At 66.3% G+C, this 16,389-nt stretch carries 19 protein-coding genes; all 19 read left to right on the forward strand.

What is annotated here, in order from left to right:
• Positions 1-20 precede the first annotated feature (20 nt).
• Genes AC07O3_RS29440 through AC07O3_RS29530 form a run of 19 tightly spaced genes read left to right on the forward strand, consistent with a single transcriptional unit; the run spans position 21 to position 16,366 of the window.
• Entirely contained in the window at positions 21-356 is a 336-nt protein-coding gene (locus tag AC07O3_RS29440) for a flagellar biosynthetic protein FliQ (RefSeq protein ID WP_440534002.1), read from the forward strand.
• Positions 357-372: 16 nt separating this feature from the next.
• Positions 373-1,215: a flagellar biosynthetic protein FliR gene (locus tag AC07O3_RS29445; RefSeq protein ID WP_495340981.1), complete on the forward strand. Its 843-nt coding sequence runs from the start codon at positions 373-375 to the stop codon at positions 1,213-1,215.
• On the forward strand, positions 1,215-2,309 hold the full coding sequence (locus AC07O3_RS29450; RefSeq protein ID WP_495340982.1) for an EscU/YscU/HrcU family type III secretion system export apparatus switch protein: 1,095 nt from the start codon (positions 1,215-1,217) through the stop codon (positions 2,307-2,309). Before AC07O3_RS29445 ends, AC07O3_RS29450 begins: the two co-directional genes overlap by 1 nt.
• The gene (gene flhA, locus AC07O3_RS29455; protein WP_440534005.1) at positions 2,306-4,408 is read left to right on the forward strand and encodes a flagellar biosynthesis protein FlhA; all 2,103 of its coding nucleotides are present in this window, start codon (positions 2,306-2,308) and stop codon (positions 4,406-4,408) included. Before AC07O3_RS29450 ends, flhA begins: the two co-directional genes overlap by 4 nt.
• Before the next feature lie 19 nt (positions 4,409-4,427).
• Positions 4,428-5,228, forward strand: coding sequence for a flagellar hook-basal body protein (locus tag AC07O3_RS29460; protein ID WP_495340983.1), 801 nt, complete (start codon positions 4,428-4,430; stop codon positions 5,226-5,228).
• Between the two features lie 47 nt (positions 5,229-5,275).
• Positions 5,276-6,064: a flagellar basal-body rod protein FlgG gene (gene flgG, locus AC07O3_RS29465; protein WP_440534007.1), complete on the forward strand. Its 789-nt coding sequence runs from the start codon at positions 5,276-5,278 to the stop codon at positions 6,062-6,064.
• Positions 6,048-7,106, forward strand: coding sequence for a flagellar basal body P-ring formation chaperone FlgA (gene flgA, locus AC07O3_RS29470; protein WP_495340984.1), 1,059 nt, complete (start codon positions 6,048-6,050; stop codon positions 7,104-7,106). Before flgG ends, flgA begins: the two co-directional genes overlap by 17 nt.
• Complete coding sequence (locus AC07O3_RS29475) at positions 7,103-7,708, forward strand: flagellar basal body L-ring protein FlgH (protein ID WP_440534009.1); 606 nt, start codon at positions 7,103-7,105, stop codon at positions 7,706-7,708. The genes flgA and AC07O3_RS29475 overlap by 4 nt, the downstream gene beginning before the upstream one ends.
• A 23-nt stretch (positions 7,709-7,731) precedes the next feature.
• A complete protein-coding gene (locus tag AC07O3_RS29480; RefSeq protein ID WP_440534010.1) occupies positions 7,732-8,859 on the forward strand; it encodes a flagellar basal body P-ring protein FlgI in 1,128 nt (375 codons plus the stop codon).
• Between the two features lie 50 nt (positions 8,860-8,909).
• Positions 8,910-9,293 carry a flagellar basal body rod protein FlgB gene (locus tag AC07O3_RS29485; RefSeq protein WP_440534011.1) on the forward strand — a complete coding sequence of 128 codons (384 nt, stop codon included), beginning with the start codon at positions 8,910-8,912 and terminating at the stop codon, positions 9,291-9,293.
• A gap of 2 nt (positions 9,294-9,295) precedes the next feature.
• A complete protein-coding gene (gene flgC / locus AC07O3_RS29490) occupies positions 9,296-9,772 on the forward strand; it encodes a flagellar basal body rod protein FlgC (RefSeq protein WP_495340985.1) in 477 nt (158 codons plus the stop codon).
• Positions 9,769-10,122: a flagellar hook-basal body complex protein FliE gene (gene fliE, locus AC07O3_RS29495; protein WP_495340986.1), complete on the forward strand. Its 354-nt coding sequence runs from the start codon at positions 9,769-9,771 to the stop codon at positions 10,120-10,122. Before flgC ends, fliE begins: the two co-directional genes overlap by 4 nt.
• Positions 10,119-11,645, forward strand: coding sequence for a flagellar basal-body MS-ring/collar protein FliF (gene fliF / locus AC07O3_RS29500; RefSeq protein ID WP_495340987.1), 1,527 nt, complete (start codon positions 10,119-10,121; stop codon positions 11,643-11,645). The genes fliE and fliF overlap by 4 nt, the downstream gene beginning before the upstream one ends.
• The gene (locus AC07O3_RS29505) at positions 11,645-12,313 is read left to right on the forward strand and encodes a magnesium and cobalt transport protein CorA (RefSeq protein WP_495340988.1); all 669 of its coding nucleotides are present in this window, start codon (positions 11,645-11,647) and stop codon (positions 12,311-12,313) included. The genes fliF and AC07O3_RS29505 overlap by 1 nt, the downstream gene beginning before the upstream one ends.
• Entirely contained in the window at positions 12,310-13,209 is a 900-nt protein-coding gene (locus tag AC07O3_RS29510) for a FliH/SctL family protein (RefSeq protein ID WP_495340989.1), read from the forward strand. Before AC07O3_RS29505 ends, AC07O3_RS29510 begins: the two co-directional genes overlap by 4 nt.
• Position 13,210: 1 nt before the next feature.
• Entirely contained in the window at positions 13,211-14,611 is a 1,401-nt protein-coding gene (locus AC07O3_RS29515; RefSeq protein ID WP_495340990.1) for a FliI/YscN family ATPase, read from the forward strand.
• Positions 14,608-15,111, forward strand: coding sequence for a hypothetical protein (locus AC07O3_RS29520; RefSeq protein WP_440534018.1), 504 nt, complete (start codon positions 14,608-14,610; stop codon positions 15,109-15,111). Before AC07O3_RS29515 ends, AC07O3_RS29520 begins: the two co-directional genes overlap by 4 nt.
• Positions 15,108-15,965: a hypothetical protein gene (locus tag AC07O3_RS29525; RefSeq protein ID WP_495340991.1), complete on the forward strand. Its 858-nt coding sequence runs from the start codon at positions 15,108-15,110 to the stop codon at positions 15,963-15,965. Before AC07O3_RS29520 ends, AC07O3_RS29525 begins: the two co-directional genes overlap by 4 nt.
• Positions 15,965-16,366: a flagellar hook assembly protein FlgD gene (locus AC07O3_RS29530; RefSeq protein ID WP_440534020.1), complete on the forward strand. Its 402-nt coding sequence runs from the start codon at positions 15,965-15,967 to the stop codon at positions 16,364-16,366. Before AC07O3_RS29525 ends, AC07O3_RS29530 begins: the two co-directional genes overlap by 1 nt.
• The last annotated feature ends 23 nt before the right edge of the window (positions 16,367-16,389 follow it).

The raw sequence follows: 16,389 nt of genomic DNA on the forward strand, positions 1-16,389 counted from the left end.
CGTGTAACCGAGTGATAGAGGTGTATCGCTCGCTGGCCGAATCTCTCCACCTGAAGGCTTCTAAAAAGAGTGATCGAGGGGGAACTGAATTGCACGCCGATCTGGCTTTGAAAATGATGGCGGACCTGTTCTGGACAGGCCTGCTCCTGTGCCTTCCGCTGCTGGGCCTGACCATGCTGGTCGGCATCGTGATCAGCGTGCTCCAGGTGGTGACGCAGGTCCAGGAAATGTCACTGACCTTCGTGCCCAAGCTCTTCACGGCGGGGGCCGTCTTGATCGTGGCGGGCCCGTGGATGCTGGGCAAGCTCACGCAATTCACGGTCCAGCTCTGGAGCAGCATTCCTTCGATGTTCTGATCGTCGGGAACATCCAGTGAATCCCTCGCAGTCGCCTGCAGCCGCGTCGACGCTGCTCGGAGCCGCGGCCGGTGGCATTGATGCGTCCTGGCTGCTTCTTGTCGGGCTGTTGGCCTTGCGCGTCGCCGCCACCTTTGCGATGACCCCCGTGCTGTATGCGGTGCCGCTGCCGGCCTCAGTGCGGGTGCTGCTCGTGCTTTGTCTGTCCGTTGCGCTCGCCTCTGCGCTGCCTGTGTCTGCCGGCCCCTGGATGGGTTGGGGTGCGCTTCTCTCTGCAGCCTTGTCGGAACTCGCACTCGGTGCGACGCTGGGCTTGGGAATCCTCCTGGCTTTCGGCGCCTTCGCCGTGGCGGGACAGTTGCTCGACGTCCAACTCGGCTTTGGCATTGCGCAAGTCTTTGATCCCGTAACGCAGCGTCCCGTCCCGATCCTCACCTCTGCCTTCGGCTACTTCGCCGTGCTGATGTTCTTCCTGGTCAACGGCCACCACGCGCTGCTGCGCGGCATCAGCTACAGCATCGAACGGTTCCCTGTGGGCGCGCCCTGGTCGATCGCGCATGCGGCAGCGCCGATACTGAAGCAGGCATCGGGGTTGTTCAGTCTGGGCTTCGCGCTTGCAGCGCCCGTCGTGTTCTGCATCCTGCTCGTGGAATTCGCGCTCGGCGTCGTCGGGCGCAACCTGCCGCAGATGAACATGTTCACGATGGGCATCCCGGTGAAGATTCTGGTGGGCCTGGTCGCGCTGTCGCTCTGGTTTGCCGGCATCGGCGGCGTCATGACGCGGGTCTACGCAAGCATCGCCACGACGTGGGATGGTATTTTCGTCGCGGCGCCATTGCCGCAAGGGCCGGTGCGCTGATGGCTGAGCAGGACCTCGATCGCAACGAGGCGGCCACGCCTTACAAGCTCAAGCGCGCGCGCGAGCGTGGCCAGGTGGCGAAGAGCACGGATGTCGTGTCGGCCATCGTGTTTGCGGTAGCGGTGGTCTATCTCACCTGGCGCGGCTTCGAAGCGGTGGCGGGGCAGTTTCGCTTCGACCAGGCGCTGTTGATCCACGCGGGCCGCATGGACGCTTCTGGCGCGGGCCTGTGGCCGCTGATCGAGCGCGCACTGCGCGCGGCGCTGATGCTCGCGGCTCCGTTCTTTGCGACCGTCATGCTGGCGGCCATCATCGGCAACATGATGCAGACCGGTCCGATACTTTCCTTTGAGCCGGTCAAGATGGATTTCGATCGGATCAATCCGGTCAACGGCCTCAAGAAGCTGTTCTCGATGCGCGTGCTGTTCGACGCGGCGCGTGCGGTCATCAAACTCTCGCTGCTGACGCTGGTGGCTGTCCTGGCACTCAAGGCGCTCTCAGGCCAGTTCTATGTGCTGGCTTCGCTGTCGGCCAATGGCTACCTTCACATCCTGCTGGACGACCTGTCCAGCGTGGGGCTCAAGATGGCGCTGGTGCTTGGACTCATCGCGCTGCTCGATCTGATGTACACGCGGCGCGAGTTCAGCAAGAAGATGCGCATGAGCCAGCGCGAACTCAAGGACGAAGCCAAGCACCGCGAAGGTGATCCGCGCATTCGCGCCCGCCTGCGCGAGCTGCGCCGGGAGACGCTCAAGCGAAGCCTGGCATTGCGCCAGACGCGCAATGCGGACGTCGTGATCACCAACCCGACCCATCTGGCCGTTGCACTGAAGTACGAGCATGGCCGGATGACTTCTCCGCTGCTGCTGGCCAAGGGGGCGGGACACATGGCAGCGGCCATGCGCGAGATCGCCGCCCGTCATCGCATTCCTGTGGTGCAGAACCCCGCTTTGGCGCGGCGCATCTACAAGGAGTTGCCCGTCGATCACTCCGTGCCGCCCGAGTTGTATGCGCAGGTTGCACGCATCATCGTCTGGGTCTTTGCGATGCGCGAGCAGCGCCAGGGCCGTGCGGCATCGGGAGTTCAGGCATGAACGCGCTGAGTCGCATCCTGGGCAAGAACAGCGACATCGCGCTCGTGCTGCTGGTGCTCGGCGTGCTCGTGGTGCTTTTTGCGCCCATTCCCAGCGGGTTGCTCGACTTTCTGATTCTGAGCAATTTCAGCTTCGCGTTTCTGGTGCTGCTGCTGACTTTCTACATGGCCAGGCCGGTGGAGTTTTCGACGTTCCCCTCGCTGCTGCTGATCGCCACCTTGTTCCGGCTGTCGCTCAATGTGGCGGCCACGCGGCTGATCCTTTCCGACGGCGACGCCGGCCGGGTCATCGGTGCCATCGGTGCCTTCGTGGTTGGCGGCAACTACGTCATCGGGCTGATCGTGTTCCTGATCCTGATCGTCGTCCAGTACGTGGTGGTGACCAGTGGTGCGCAGCGCGTGTCGGAGGTCGCTGCGCGCTTCACGCTCGACAGCATGCCGGGCCAGCAGATGAGCATCGACGCCGATCTCAACATGGGCTTCATCGATCAGGCCGAGGCCCAGCGCCGACGCAAGAACATCGAGAAGGAGGCCGGCTTCTACGGCGCGATGGATGGCGCCAGCAAGTTCGTCAAGGGCGACGCGATCGCGGGCATCATCATCCTGCTCATCAACATCATCGGCGGGCTGGTGATCGGGGTGATGCAGCATGGCTTGCCTTGGGGCCAGGCGCTGCAGACCTACACGCTGCTGACCATCGGTGACGGCATCGTGACCCAGGTGCCCGCGCTCGTGATCGCTGTGGGCACGGGCATCATCGTGACGCGCTCGTCTTCCGACGCCAACCTGAGCCGCGAAGCCTTGCGCCAGGTGAGTTCATTCCCGAAAACGCTTCTGCTGGTGGCGATGGCACTGGGCGGGCTGCTGCTGCTGCCAGGCATTCCCGCGTTGCCGACCCTCGCGCTGACGGCCTGTTTCCTGTTCGCTGCGACCATGCTGTACCGCGCCGCGAAGAACAAGGCCCTGGAGCCTGGTGGAGCGCAACTGGCCGCTGGCTCGGCCCAGAGTGACGTGCCGTCGGTCGATGGTGCCTCGGGGCCATCAGGTGCCTCCGGCGACGATCCCTATGCACTGCTGCAGGTGGAGCCCATCGAGGTCCACATCGGAAGTAAATGGGTGCCGGTGGTCAACCAGCCCGGCAGCATCCTCATGGAACGCATCGCCACCTTCCGCAAGCAACACGCGCAGGAATTCGGTCTGGTGCTGCCGCGCGTGCGCTTCAAGGATTCGGCTCGGCTGTCGGCCGATCGCTACGAGATCCATCTCGACGGTGTCCTGGTCGGCAAGGGCGAGGCGCGCGCGGACAAGCTGCTGGCCATTCATCCCGCAGGAGACATCAAGTCCATTCCCGGCGAGCCCACGCGCGACCCGACCTATGGCCTTCCGGCGCTCTGGATCGACGAGAGCCAGCGCGAAGCGGCGGGCCGCGCGAAGTACACGCTGGTCGATGCGCCCACGGTCTTCATGACGCATCTCACAGAAATGCTCAGGCGCGAGTCCGCCACGTTGCTCACGCGCGCCGAGGTGGACCGTCTGCTCGCGCGCGTTCGGCAGAGCCAGCCGGGGCTGGTCGAGGAACTCATTCCGACCGTCCTGTCGTCGAGCGACGTCCAGAAGGTGCTGCAGAACCTGCTGCGCGAGAAGGTCTCGGTCCGCCACATCGAGGCGATTCTCGAGACGCTTTCCGATGCGGGGCGCACGAACCGCGATGCGAGCCATCTCACCGAGGTCGTTCGCCAGCGGCTAGGCCATGCAATCTGCCAGGGCCTGCTCGGCGAGGCGACATCGCTGCAGGTCATGACGCTCGACCCCGCGATCGAAAGCCAGTTCCTGCAAAGCGTCCACGTGGCGACGGAAGCCGGCGGAGCGCAGCCCTTCGTGCTCGACCCCCGGCTGTCCGAGGAGCTGATGAAGCGCCTGGTGCAGCAGGCCGAACGCATGATGAAGAGCAACATGCTGCCCGTGCTGCTGTGTGCGCCCGAGTTGCGCCGCCACGTGCGGGCGCTGTCGGAGCGCGTGATGCCGCACCTGCGTGTGCTCTCCATGGCCGAGGTGCCGAACACCATCGAGCTGAAGTCGTTCAGCGTCGTCCAACTATGAAATCCGGGGAGGCACATCCATGAGCGACGTACTGGCCATCAGCCTGAACAGCATGCAGCAGGACATGGCGCGCCTGGAGCGCATCAGCATGAACATGGCCAATGCCACGACGCCCGGCTACAAGCGGGAAGTCGCCACTTCGCTGCCGATGGGCGCGGGCAGCTTTGCCGACGCGATGCGCGGCATCGACGGTGCGCAGGCAGGCTTGCAGGCCGACGCGTCGCCGGGCATCGCGGGGCGGCTCGCCGCGGCCGGGGCGTTGCTGGTACAGACCGACATGCGGCCGGGCACGTTCAAATCCACGGGCCAGAGCCTGGACGTCGCACTGGCGGTGCCAGGCTTCTTCGAGATCTCCACCGAAGCCGGCTTGGCCTACACCCGGCAGGGCAGCTGGCAGCTCGACCCTCGTGGCCGACTCGTCACGGCGCAGGGTCATCCGGTGATGGGGCGCGGCGGCGAGATCGTGCTGACACGCCCCAATCCGGTGATCGATGCCTCGGGCCAGGTGTTCGAGTCGAAACCCGGTGGCGGCGCGGAGGCGACACCCGTGGCCCAGCTCAAGGTCGTGCAGTTCGAAAGCACCCAGGACCTTCGGCGCATGGGCGACAGCATGGTGAGCACGGACCAGGTGCCCACGCAGCTGCCGGACGCCGATGTGCAACTGAAGCAAGGCTTCCTCGAGAACTCCAACGTGAGTTCGATGCGGGAGATGGCGCAGCTGATCCAGTCGATGCGCCATTTCGAATCGATGCAGCGCGTGGCTCTGGGCTACGACGAAATGATTGGCGGCGCGGTCCGCAAGCTCGGCGAGCTTTCCTGATCCGGGCCTCCCCGCAAATTCCTCATCCTTCACCGAGAAACCCCACCATGTTCGACGCCCTTTACATCAGCGCCACCGGCATGCAGGCGCAGCAGCTCAATGTCGACACCATCGCCAACAACCTGGCCAATGTGAACACCACTGGGTTCAAGAAAAGCAAGGTCGGCTTCACAGACCTCATGGTGCGCGAGGCGGCGCGCCTGATGCCTTCGCAGGAGCAGGCCGGCATTCTGGGCGGCGAGAGCAGGCTCGGTGCGGGTGTGGGTATCGTGTCGGTATCGAAGCTGTTCGATATGGGCGACCTCAAGAAGACCGAGTCGGCCTTCGACATCGCGATCCAGGGAGAGGGCTTTCTCGAGGTGTCGATGCCTGATGGTTCGAGCGCCTACACGCGCGGCGGAACTTTCAAGGTCAATAGCGAGGGGCTGCTGGCCACTTCGGGTGGCTATGCGCTCAAGCCCAACCTCGCGATTCCGGACAACGCCAAGAACATGCAGATCGACAGCGAGGGACGCGTGCGAATCCAGGTGGCAGGGCAGGCTACGCCGGTCGAAGTGGGTCAACTCGACCTGGTGCGGTTCACGAGCCCGTCGGGCCTGCTGCCCCAAGGTGACAACCTCTACCGAGCGAGCCCGGGTTCGGGCGAAGCGATCTCCGGCAAGCCGACCGAAGACGGCATGGGTAGCCTGGCCCAGGGCTTCCTCGAAGGCTCGAACGTCAAACTGACCGAGGAGATGGTCAACCTGATGGTGGCTCAGCGCGTGTATGAAGCCAACGTGAAGGTCATGCAGGCATCGGACGAGATGCTGGGAATGATCAATGGCCTGCGCAAATAGCAACGCCGGGGCCGCGCTGCTGGCCCTGTGCATGTCCGGCGTTTCGGCCGGCGCTTTCGCTGCTCCGTCCGCAGGCGATGGCTCGGTCGCGATCGAGCTGCGCCCTTGGGTCAAGGTCGAGCAGGCCAGCGTTCGTCTGGGCGACATCGCCTTTCTGACTTCGCGCGACCTGCCTACCCTGCGCAGGCTCATGGCACTGCCCATCGGCACGGCACCTCGGCCCGGTTCTCCTGCGGTTCTGGATCGCGACACCGTCGTGCAATGGGTCGAGGCGCGCAGCGGAATGCGCTCGGCGGAGCGCGACGCGGCTTCGACCTCTGCGATCCGGTGGAGTGGATCGAGCGAGACAACCATCGAGACTGCGGCGCAGGAGCTGTCCGGCGATGTGGTGGTCGATGCGGCGCGTTCGGCGCTTCTTGGCTGGTTGTCCCAACGCAGCGTGAGGGCCGACGTGCAACCCGTGTCCACGGCGCGCGACCTGATGCTGCCGACGGGTACACCGGTGCTGCGGGTGCGGCCGCTTTCCAGCCAGGCCGTGCCATCCAAGCGCATGCTGGTCTGGGTCGATGCCTGGGTCGACAACCGTTTCGTGCGCACGACGGCCGTGACTTTCGAGGTGGACGCCTGGGCGCCAGCGACCGTTGCGACGACGGGCCTGGGCAGTGGGGCGGCCGTCGACAGCGTCATGCTTCGAGGTGCGACCACCAACCGCGATGTCGATCTCACGAAGATTCCGCACGGCACGCCGCTCCTGGTGGCGGGCGACGCCAAATCGGAACTTGAAGCGGGTCGCCAACGCCTGCGTCGGCCGCTGAAACCGGGCGAGGCACTGACGACCTCGCACCTGGAAGCCGTCCCCGCCGTCGTGCGGGGCAACTGGGCACATCTGCTGGCGCGCAGTGGCGACGTGTCCGTCGAGAGCCGTGTCGAAGTGCTGCAGGACGGGCGCGAAGGGCAGGTCGTGCGCGTCAAGGTGCCGGGTTCCAGCGGTGAAGTGCTTGCGCGCGTGACAGGCCCCGGTCAGGTCGAGGTGCAGCCATGAGCACTCGCCTGCAGCCTGTCCGGGGCGGTCTGCTGTTGTCGCTGGTGTTGGCCGCGGCCCTGTCGTTCGCGCAGTCGGCTGCTGCGGAAAGCCTCTACCAGGAGGGAAGCTTTCGCCCTCTCACCGCGGACAACAAGGCCTTCCGGGTGGGCGATTCGCTCACGATCCAGGTCTTCGAGAACTCCTCGGCGACGACGAGCGCCAACACCGGCACGCGGCGCGCCAACGACATCAGCGGCTCGGTCACCCAGACCGGCAACCGGGTGGTGGGGCAGCTGGGTATCGGCGTCACCGGCGAGTTCGACGGCGGCGGGCGCACCCAGCGCGCCAACAAGCTGCTGGCGACGCTGACCGTGACGGTGCTGGAGGTGCTGGCCAACGGCGAGCTGCGCGTCGCCGGCGAGCAGTTGCTGACGGTCAACGAGGAATTGCAGAAGGTCAACCTCGAAGGGCGTGTGCGCCCACAGGACATCTCCGACGGCAACGTGGTTCTCTCGACTCGCCTGGCCGACGCCCGCATCACCTATGTGGGCGAAGGCGATGTGTCCGACCGCACGCGCCGCAGCGTCTGGCGGCGTGTTTTCGATTGGCTGGGGCTGTGATGCGTCAAACGATTGTTCCCTTCATGGGCCGGCTTGTCGGTTGCGCGACGATGGCGATGGTGGTCGCGCTGTGCGCCGCGGCGCCGACCGCTCGGGCCGCCGAGGCCGTGCGCGTCAAGGATCTCGGCAAGCTCAAGGGCTGGCGCGACAACGCGCTGTTCGGCACCGGCATCGTGACGGGTCTCGCCGGCACCGGCGACTCGCCCTCCAATCGCACGACGCGCCAGTCGCTGGCCAACGTGCTGTCCCAGTTCAACCTGACGATCGCGCCCGAAGCCGTGCAAAGCCGCAACGTCGCCGTGGTGATGGTCAGCGCCGCGTTGCCGACCTTCGCGCGCGAGGGCGATACGCTCGATGTCACGGTCAGTTCCGCGGGCGATGCGCGCAGTCTGGTCGGCGGCACGCTGTTGATCACGCCGCTGAAGGGCGCCAATGGCCGCGTCTATGCGCTGGCCCAGGGCGGCCTGGCCGTCGGTGGCTATCGGTATGACGCCAACGGCAACGTGGTGCAGAAGAACCATCCGACCGCCGGTTCGATTCCCAATGGCGCCACGGTGGAAGTGGGCCTCAATGCGTCCATGCTCGACGAACGGCAGAGCGTGACCTTTGTTCTGTCGGAGCCCGATTACACGACCGCCAACCGCGTTGCCAATGCCATCAACAGCCAGCTCGGAGGCAGCCTCGCGAAGGCGCGCGATGCTTCGGGGATCGAGATCGCCGTGCCGCCCGCGCAGCGAGATGAACTGGTCAGCCTCTTCACGCGTATCGAGAACGTGACCGTCGAGCCCGACCGACGTGCCAAAGTGGTCATCAACGAACGCACGGGTACCGTGGTGTCGGGTGGCGATGTGCGCATATCGAAGGTGGCGATCTCTCACGGCGACATCAAGATCGCGATCTCCAGCCAGAACACAGCTTCTCAGCCGATGAACATCTGGAACGGCGGCTCGGACATCCGTACGGCCATCGTGACCAATACGCGCGTTGACGTCGACGAGCCCAATGGCACCGGCTTCGTGACGGGCAGCAACACCGTCTCCGATCTGGTGCAGTCGCTCGCCCGACTCAAGACCAGCACGCGCGATGTGATCTCCATCCTGCGCGCCGTGAAGGCGGCGGGCGCCCTGCACGGCGAACTCGTCGTGCAGTGACCGTTCATTCCCGACAGTTTCATTCCCACAGCAATGCCTCGGAGACAGACATGACAGACGGAATAGAGGCCGTGACCCGATCAGCGCTGGCCCTGGCGCTCGACGCGGCCAGCCTGCGCCAGCAGGCGATATCGACCAATATCGCAAACGCCAACGCGATCGGCTATGTGCCTCAGCGCGTGAGCTTCGAGGCCCAGTTGGCCGACGCCCGGCGCAGCATCGAGCAGTCGGGGCGGCTCGATGCCTTTGCGTTGAATCAGGTGCGCCCGCGCGTCGAGCCCGCGGTGGATGCCACTGGCGTTCCGGCCCAGGTGCAGCTGGACGTCGAAGCGGCCGAGATGGCGCGCAACGCCGTGCACTACCAGGCGCTCGTCAAAGGTCTCTCGCGGCACTTCGCGATTCTTTCGATGGCAGCGGGCGACGGCAGAAAGTAACCATGGACTACACCCAATCCTTTGCCATCAGCGCGATCGGCATGAACATCGAGCGCACGCGCGTCGATGTCGCAGCACTCAACCTGGCCAATGCCAATACCGTTCAGGGTGTGGGCGGCACCAGCTACCAGCCATTGCGGGTGCTGGCCGAAGCCCGCATGCCTGGAGGTGCCCTGGCGGGTGGCGACGCCGGTGCATTCGGTGCCCTGATCAGTCAGGGGCTGGAGAGCGCGGATGTGGTGCCGATGACCGCGCCGACGGTCCACATCGTGCCCACCAACGCCGCGCCGCGGCTCGTGTACGAGCCGGGTCATCCGCTGGCCAATGAGCGCGGCTTCGTCGCGTATGCAGGCGTCGATGCGGCCACGGAGATGGTCAGCATGATGAGCGCGACCCGCGCCTATGAGGCGAACGTCTCTGCCATGAACACCACGCGCGCACTTGCGCTGCGAGCGCTCGACATCGGGAGCGGCGCATGACAGCCTTCATTCCCGTCGAAGCCCTGTCTTCGCTGTCGCCGCAGGCGCGGGCGATGCTGGTGGCCAGCCAGCCGCAGACGCTCCAGCCCGAGCCGTCCGGGGCGGCTGCTGCCGTGTCCGCACCGGCAACGGGCTCGTTCGGCCAGCTGGTCTCCGAAGGTCTGTCCCAGGTCAACAACCAGTTGATCGGCAGCCAGGTCGATCTGCAGAAGCTTGCGGTCGGCGACGCGCAGAACCTGCACCAGATCATGATCAACCTCGAGGAAAGCCGTCTGTCCTTCCAGTTGATGATGCAGGTGCGTAGCCGCCTGCTCGAGGCTTACCAAGACATCATGAAGATGCCGATATGAATTTCTGGCAAGGACTGACGCAGCGCGCGCGCATCGGCCTGATCGGTGGTGCGGCGGTGATCCTGCTGGCGACGGCCGCCATGGGATGGTGGCTGCTGCGCACTGAATACCAGGTGCTCTTCGCAGACCTGAAGCCGCAGGATGCCCAGGCGATGACGACTGAACTGGAGCGGCTCAAGATTCCGTACCACCTGGGCGACAGCGGCACCTCGATCCTGGTGGACAAGGCCACGGTGCACGCCACGCGCATCAAGCTCATGGGCAAGGAATTGCCGCTGCAAGGCGCGGTGGGCCTTGAGCTCTTCAACAACACCGACTTCGGCATGACGGAGTTCGCGCAGAAGATCAACTACCAGCGCGCGCTGCAGGGCGAGCTCACCCGCACGATCCAGTCGCTGTCGGAGGTTCGCGAGGTGCGTGTCCTGCTGGCGCTGCCTGAGCAGGGGCTTTTCAAGCAGGCGACGTCGAAGGCGAAGGCATCGATCACGCTCACCATGCGGCAGGGCCAGGCCTTGCGACCGGAGCAGGTGATCGGCGTGCAGCGGCTGGTGGCCGCGGCGGTTCCGGGCATGGTGACGCAGGATGTCACGATCGTCGACAGCCACGGCGTGGCGCTCACGCGGCAGGAAAGCGGCAACGGCGAACTCGACATGAACAGTGCCCGGCTGGATCTCAAGCGGGACACCGAAGCCTATCTCTCGCGCAAGGTCGCGGCGGTGCTCGATCGCAGCTTCGGCGCGGGGCAGGCACTGGCCAGTGTCGACGTCACGTTGAACATGGACCAGATTCGCACCACGACGGAAGACGTGCTGCCCGCCGCGTCGCGCTCCGGCCTTCAGGCCACGGGCGTAGTAGTGCGCGAGCGTGAGGTGCTTCGTGACACCGGCGCCACGCTGGATACCAAGGTGGCCGATACCGGCAGCTCCCGCGGCGGCAGCGCCCAGCGCGATGTCGAATACGCAGTGGGCCGCCGCGTCGAGCAGGTGGTCAGCCAGCCCGGCTCCATACGGCGCGTCCAGGTCGTGGCCGTGGTGCGCAAGGCACTCGATGCCGCGCAGGAAGACCAACTGCGCAGGGTGATCGCCGCGGCCGTCGGCGCTTCCATCGAGCGTGGCGACACCGTGGTGGTTCAGTCGCTGGCAAACGGCGCCCTTCCCGGTAACGAGACTGTCGTGGCCACTGCGGCCTCGGCGGGCGATCCCACTGCACTGGGCGGGAGTGCTGCAAGTCCGGCTGCGGCGGGTTCGTTCTACAAGGAAGGCCCATCCCTCTGGCAATGGCTGGTGGCCGGCGTGCTGCTGGCGCTGCTTGCCTTGCTGCTCCTGCGCGCCGGTCGGCGCGGCATGTCGCCGCGAGGCACGGGCGGTGGCGCACCGCTCTCGGAAGCCGAGCGAGCCGCCGCGTTGCGGCGGGTACGCGACTGGATGCGCGATACAGCGCCGGCACCCGCCGCAGGCGGCCCGACCTCCGGGCCTGGTGCCGGAATGCCCGCCACTGCAGCGGCAACGAGGAGAAGCACCTGATGTTTCCGGCATCCGGTCCTGTGCAGGCCCCGAATCCCGCGGGCGCTACGCCCGAATCCGGCGGCGCCCGCCATGCGGCACTGTTGCTGCACGCCATGGCGCCAGTGGATCGCGCCTGGATGCTCGACGCCTTGCCGCCAGAGCAGCGGGAAGACCTGCAGAGGCTTCTTGCAGAGCTCGCAGCCCTGGGCATCGAGCGCGATGCCGCGCTGATCGCCGGTGCCACCGCGGAGTCTGCCGATTCGATCGGCGACGCCTCCCTGCCCGAGTCCGACGTCGATGCGCGGCAACTGGTGCCCATGTCGGACGAGGCGTGGCTCCACGCGCTCGATGCAGCCCGGCTGCAGGTGCTCATCCAGTGCATGCGTACTGAGCCTGCAGGCCTGGTCGCCGAGTGGCTTCGGCTCGCCGACTGGCCCTGGCGCGAGGAACTCCTTGCTGCGCTGGAACCGGCCCAGCGACGCAGGGTCGAGGCAATCCTGGCGGCGTCGACGGCCGGACCGAAGACGCCGCCTGGCATGCGTGCCGCATTGATTTCGACCATGGCGGTGCGCCTGCAGGGGCTTGCGCCGGCCGGTGGTGTTTCCACCGCGCCGTGGCAAAGGTTGAAGCATTCGGTCGGACGCATTTTCGGGGGCGCCCGGTCCCAACGGAGCACGCGGCAGTGACAGGCAAGCTGCCATACGGGAGCGCCGATCCACGGCTGGATGCGGATGCGCAAGGCGGCCCGATCGTGCTGCGCGACGTGGTCATGCAGGGACACGTCGCGTTGGCTCGTCCAAGGGATCGGAATGCCGGTGCTCTGCAGGTGCGGTCGCAGGGGCCGAGCCTCGTTCCGGTTCAAGCGCACAGGACCGAGCCCGGGCCCGCAGGTGCGCCTTCGGCGCCCGACGGGGTGGTGGCCGAACCGCAGATGCAAACCGCCATCGTGCAGATCGAGGAAGATGCGCGTCGCAAAGGCCATGAGGAAGGTCTGGCCCGGGGACTGGCCGAGGGGCGTGAACGCGCGGCGCAGGAAGCGCGGCAGGCGGCAGCCCAGGCCGAACAGAAGGTGGCGCGCGAGCTGGACGAGCGCGCCGAGCGTTTGACCCAGGAGCTTCGGCAGCAGGGCCAGGCTGCCGTGGAAGCACGCGTGCAGGCACTGGACAGCCTGATTGCCGGGCTGTCACCGCAGATCGACGCACGGCTGTCTGCCGCGGAAGACGACATGCTGGCGCTGTGCTTCGAAACCGTCTGCCGCGTGTTTGGCGAGGCCGCGATGCGGCCCGAGTTGGTGCGGGCGCAATTGGCTCATGCCGCGAGCAACCTGCGCAACCGGCGTCTGATTGCGGTCCATCTCCATCCCGACGATCTGGCCGCGCTGCAGCGGGCACCGGCTGCGACGACGTCAGCTCTGCCGGGGGGCGACGACGTGCAGTGGATTGCCAGTTCCGACGTCGCGCTGGGCGGTTGCATCCTCCAATCGCCCGAAGGCGGACTCGATGCGCGGTTCGAGACGCAACTGCATGCCTTGCGCGATCTTCTGCTGCAGTCCCGGGCACTGGCCCGGCATCGGGAGACTTGACGTGGAAGCTCTCCGTCTGAGCCGCAAAGCGCTTCGAGAGGCCGATCTGCACCGACGCATCGGTTGGGTGCGCGAAATGCAGGGGCTCGCCATCGACGCGATCGGTCCCGATGCGGCGGTGGGCGAACTCTGCCGCATCATGGTCAGGACGCACCGCGCAGCGGGCGCCGGCAGCGGGGCCGATCACGGCGATGGAGATCCGGCCGGCGTTCTCGCCGAGGTGGTGGGACTGAAGCCCGGCCGCGTCACGCTGATGCCCTACGGTTCGGTCGAAGGAATCGCGTCGGGCTGCGAGGTTCGCGCACTGGGCGCGGATTCGCAGATCGACGTCGGCCCCGCGCTGCTGGGGCGCGTGATCGACGGTTTCGGCAAACCACTCGACAGCATGCCCAGGCCGCTTGCACAGCAGCGCCGCCCGCTCAAAGCCGCACCGATCAATCCGATGCAGCGCCCCCCGATCGAGCGAGTCCTGGAAACCGGGATCCGCAGCATCGATGCGTTGCTCACGCTGGGGCAGGGGCAGCGCATCGGTATCTTCGCCGGCAGCGGTGTCGGCAAGAGCACCCTCCTGGGGTTGCTGGCGCGCCATGTCAAGGCGCAGGACGGCGCCGATGGACGGACAAGCATCAACGTCATCGCGCTGATCGGTGAGCGCGGGCGCGAGGTGCGAGAGTTCATCGAGAAGCAGTTGGGCCCGGAGGGGTTGGCGCGGTCGGTGGTGGTGGTCGCGACCTCCGATCAGCCGGCGCTGGCGCGCTTGCGCGCGGCCTATGCGGCGCTGGCCATCGCGGAGTATTTCCGCGACGAGGGCCGCAACGTGCTGCTGACCATGGATTCGATCACCCGCTTCGCCATGGCGCGGCGCGAGGTGGGGCTGTCCGCCGGCGAGCCGCCCACGGCGCGTGGTTACACGCCGTCGGTCTTTGCCGAGTTGCCCGAACTCTGCGAACGCTGCGGCACGGCGCCCGGCGGCGGCTCGATCACTGCGCTGCTCACCGTGCTGGTCGAAGGAGACGATTTCAATGAACCTGTTTCGGATGCGCTGCGCGCGATTCTCGACGGGCACATCGTGCTGTCGCGGCACCTGGCGCACCGAGGACACTATCCGGCCATCGATGTGCTCAAGAGCGTGAGCCGGCTCATGCCCGAACTGGCGGACAAGGAGCAGCGCGCACTTGCGGTCGCGGCGGTACAACAACTGGCCGTGCTGGAGCGCAATCGCCAGATGATCGACATCGGCGCCTATGAGAAGGGCGCGAATGCGGAGCTGGACCAAGCGATCGCCATCGAGCCGAGGCTTCAGTCATGGCTGCGGCAGAGCACGGGCGGCGTGCCGCGGATGGAGTCGATCCAGGGGCTGCGCGAAATCCTCGCGCCCGCATCTGCGGGGCACAAACCGTGACGGCGAGCCGTGCCCCCGCTGCTGCGCGCGACGTCGATGTGCGTGGCTTCGCCTATCCGCTGGAGCCCATTCGACAGCGCGAGCAATGGCGTCTGGACAGGCTGATGGCCGAACTCGCGCGGGCGCAGCAGGCGATTTTGGAAACGGAGGCCGAAATGACCCGCTTGCAGCACGCGCACGATCAGCAGGCGACTGCGATGGCGCAGGCGCTGCCGCTTCGGCTGGACGCGTCCGCTCACCGGCGGGCGCTGGGCTACCTCGCGCATCTGCGGGGGCAGTGGCAGCAACTCGACGTGCGGCATGAGGCGCAGTGCGTCGAGAGGGATCGACTGCGACAGCAGTGCGTGGCGCAGCAGGTGCGCCTGGACGGCCTGGCACGTCACAAGGAGGATGCCTTGACAGCGTATGCAGATGAGATCCGCCACCGCGACAGGAACGAGCAGGACCGCGATTGGCTCGCGCGTTCATCGTTCGCGCGCCCGATGCTGGAGGCCGAATGAGCACGGAAAGCTCCGTCACCGTGTCCAATGCGGCGCTGCCCTCGCGGCAAGGCAGGACAGCGCTACCCACAGGCAACAGCGACACGGCGCAGCAGCAGTTGGCGTGGCAACGCGAGATGGAGCGCGCGCAGCTGACGGGCTGGTTCAAACCGGTGAGCGTCGACGCAAGGACAGCTGCGGCGGAATCCGCCGATCGGTCCATCGATGGACGTGCCCGTGGCAAAGGCGACAGTGAGCAGCGCAGTGGATCGGGGCGCTTGTGGCAGGCGAGCCAGCCCGGTGCGGGTGGTTTGCCGCCGGCCGCAGCGCCGGGGTCGCCGATCGTGAGTCCGGGGGGAGAGAGGAGCATCGGTGTGAGCGTCTTTGCAATCCGCTCGGCGGTCAGCCTGTCGATCCCGCCGTCAGCGGCCGTCGAAGTCGAGCCCGCCGTCGCGAACGATCTGCGCATCGATGCCCGGCTTGCCCATCGACAGGGGACGCAGGCGGGCACGGGGCTGCCGACGGAAGCGCCCGCCCAGTTGGAAGACGGTGCTGATGCTGCGCCCGATGCGTTCCAGGCCGAGGCCCGGGAACAGCTCGCGCCGCTGCGGCTGCATGAGGAAGCAACCCCCGAGGGGCAGGCCATATGGATCGCCATGCGGGCCGACGACGAGGCGCTGGCCGCCATGCTGCCCCGGCTCGTGGCGGACCTGCAACATGGCTTGTTGGAGCGCGGCCAGCGGCTGCACCAGGTCGTGTGCAACGGTCGCCTCGTCTGGCACGACCGCATGTCCGCGTTGCCGGACGACAAACTTATTTCCCGCATCGACAACCGTCGGGCGATTTCCGATTCGATTGATCCAAAGGAGGCGTGATGGCCATTGATGCAATTAGCGGTTCCAGCAGCACCAACCTGCAGGCCAACAGCCTGGGCATGGAGGATTTCCTCAAGATCCTGCTCACCCAGTTGACCTACCAGGACCCTCTGAAGCCCATGGACAACCAGCAGTTCATGGCGCAGATGGCCCAGTTCACGAGCCTGGAGCAGACCCAGCAGCTCAACAACAAGATCGAAACGCTCATCACCAACCAGGCGGCCCTGCAGTCCGTGGGTCTGATCGGCAAAACAGTCGACGTGTCGACGCCGAGCGGACAGGTCACGGGCACGGTCAGCGCGTTGTCGTTGTCGGGTGACGCACCGCTGTTGACGATCAAGACGCCGGCGGGGGCAGTGTTGAGCGATGTCTCGCTGAGCCAACTCGTGGCGGTGCGATGAGTGCGACGTACGGCCTGAACCTT

Source organism: Variovorax sp. GW821-FHT09D05 (assembly GCF_059416325.1).